The 2,719-nt window shown below is 55.1% G+C and carries 3 protein-coding genes; 2 read left to right on the plus strand and 1 reads right to left on the minus strand.

The window, feature by feature from the left end; genetic code table 11:
- Positions 1–420: PfkB family carbohydrate kinase (locus tag AC06ND_RS00550; RefSeq protein WP_475677046.1), on the plus strand; the 420-nt coding region annotated here is incomplete at its 5' end.
- Here AC06ND_RS00550 and AC06ND_RS00555 read toward each other — a convergent pair.
- Positions 396–1,439, minus strand: coding sequence for a winged helix DNA-binding domain-containing protein (locus AC06ND_RS00555; protein ID WP_475677047.1), 1,044 nt, complete (start codon positions 1,437–1,439; stop codon positions 396–398). The genes AC06ND_RS00550 and AC06ND_RS00555 overlap by 25 nt on opposite strands.
- Before the next feature lie 117 nt (positions 1,440–1,556).
- Between AC06ND_RS00555 and AC06ND_RS00560 the strand changes: the two genes are divergently transcribed.
- A partial coding sequence (locus AC06ND_RS00560) for an alpha/beta hydrolase-fold protein (RefSeq protein WP_475677048.1) occupies positions 1,557–2,719 on the plus strand: 1,163 nt, incomplete at its 3' end.

Consider the following 2,719-nt stretch of genomic DNA (forward strand, 5'->3'; position numbering starts at 1 on the left):
CTTTTCGGCACGACTGACCCATGCGAGATTTATCATAGGCATATCTCCGAGCTTTGCCCGAACTTCATCTGTACCTGTGGTTCCCGTCCGGTGCAGGTGTTCATGCCCGGGTACCATGAGACTTTCCCGGTTCCGAAGGTCGAGACCGTGTCGACCATAGGCGCAGGAGACAATTTCAATGCCGGTTTTCTCTTCGGACTGCTTCGTGCGGGTCTCGATGCGGACGGCAAACATGATGCGGACGGAGGACAGGTTGAAAACCCTTACGGAAGGCTCTCTGCGGCCGTTTTTCCGGAGCTTGTCAACCTGGCGTGCCGTTTTTCCGCGAACGTGTGCGCGAGCATCAGCAACAATGTTGACGAAGACTTTGTAGACTCTTTGAGCATGTCCGCGTACTACTTGGAACGCCACTTCACATAAGACTTCCATTGGTCATCGACTATCCCGTCCGGCAGAATCGTGCCTGGGAAGCAGTCGATGACCATTCTCTTTTCTGCAGGTTTCCAGTTTGCGCATATTCTTCCGTCGAACGCGACCACAGGATGGAATATTCCGCTGTTGTTGTGGGCGCGGTGGGAAAGTTCCGGATCCAGCACGATGTCGCGGCTCTTATAGCCGATGAGGTATTCGTCGTACGGTGGTATGAGCAGTGCGCAGTCCCTTCTGAAGCCTCGGGTGCGGCAGCTTTCGTGGATATGGAATTCTCTAGCTCCATGGCGCTCTGTCCTGAGCTCATCTCCGATCATATCCATACCCCTGCGGCAGTCGCTGCTGTTCAGACCTGACCACCACAGGAAATCCTCGAAAGTGGCAGGGGAGTGGCTCTGGAAGTATTTCTGCGTAAGCTTTCGCAGGGATTCGTCCCTGTCAATCTTCTCCGGACGCGGTCCGACCTTAGCCTCGCTGAGCGAATATGTGGCCTTCGAAGGATGCAGGTCTCCGCTACACAGGACTCCGTCGAGCTCGGCCATCCTGATGTGGTAGGAAAGCCTATGGTCGTCCATCGTGATCCCATTAGATGCCAGCGCATCGACATAGTCGTCCTTGGTGACGCTGCGGATGTCTGCCGTCTTGCGCTCCAGAATCTCCCGGACCATACGGACTTCATCTTCCGGTATGGAGATATGGTTCGCGCTCATCCATCCCTTTATGACCCGGATCGCCTTGTCGGCACATAGGTCCAGCATCCACCAGTAATCGTCGCCCGAAACGAGTTGCCACGTGCCTCTGAGCAAGTGCAGACGTATGATGCGTCCCTCGTCAAAATCCCTCCGGAAGGCCGCCAGGGACGGTTTTCTGGTCCTCATGGACACGGCCCACCTCATCATCCTGTACTCCTGCGCCTGCATCGCTCCGAAATGGGATACGAGTTCGGCAGGGGAGTCGAACTGCGGGCTGATGAGCTGTTGACTGAGCAACCTGATGGAGATAGGATTCATGTGCGCCATTGATTTCCGCAAATTTAGCAATATCTTTGCTATGGTGTCATCCTCGGTTGCTTAAACCTTTGGAGCCTGGGAGCGTCAAATAGACATTGAACAAATAACCACACTTATATGAAGAAATTTGCAGTCTTAGCATCGGCCATCTGCTTTGCAGTCGTAGCCAGTGCCCAGGTGAAGGAAGATTTCGTTCCTTCGTCAACAGTCCAGTCAGGAAAGCAGTATCCTGCAGTCAATTCAGAGAGATGCGTGAGGGTGAAGGTCAACGCACCTGACGCACACTCCGTCAAACTCGATATCGGCGGTAAGCAGTACGATCTCGCTAAGGGCGAGGACGGTCAGTGGATAGGCGAGTCAGGCCCTCAGGACGAGGGATTCCACTACTACAACCTCGTGATCGACGGCGCTGCATGTCCGGATCCTACAGCTCTCTACTACTATGGTTCTGGTCATTGGACCAGCGGAGTTGAGGTTCCTGCCTATGACGGTGATTTCTTCGCAGTGAAGAACGTGCCTCAGGGCCAGATCCGTGAACTCTACTATTGGTCAGAGGTAACACAGAAGATGCGTCATTGCTTCGTATACACTCCTGCGGAGTATGAATATCTCTACACCAAGCGCTATCCTGTTCTCTACATCCAGCACGGTGGTGGTGAGAACGAGTATGGCTGGGCATCGCAGGGTAAGACTGCACAGATCATGGACAACCTCATCGCAGAAGGCAATGCAGTTCCATTCATCGTCGTGATGGAGTGCAGCGATGCGCAGCTTCCTGGCGCACAGGCTGGCTTCGGCGCTCCTCAGGGTGGCAGACCACAGGGTGCTCCTCAGGGCGCTCAGGGTGGCAGACCTCAGGGCGGCTTCGGCGGCTTCAACATGGCAGCGATGTTCTCTACCTACGACAGAGTAATGGCAGAGGACCTCATCCCATACATCGACAGGAACTTCAGGACCCAGGCTGACAACGCACATCGCGCTATGGCAGGTCTCTCGATGGGTGGCATGTGCACAAAGGCCATCACACTCAACCATCCTGAGCTCTTCTCGAACATCGGTATCTTCAGCGGCGGAACCATCACCGTTGCGGATGCAGACAATACTCCAGGCTTCAGGGAGACCAACAAGCTCGTCTTCGTCGGCTTCGGCAGCACCGAGCTCGAGCATCGCGTACCTGGCTTCGGCGACGGTACCGATCCTAAGGATGAGACCGCCGAGGTCAAGGAGTCAGGCGTGAACGCGCACTTCTACGTATCTCCAGGCACCGCGCACGAGTGGCT

The sequence above is a fragment of the Candidatus Cryptobacteroides sp. genome, from assembly GCF_056207615.1.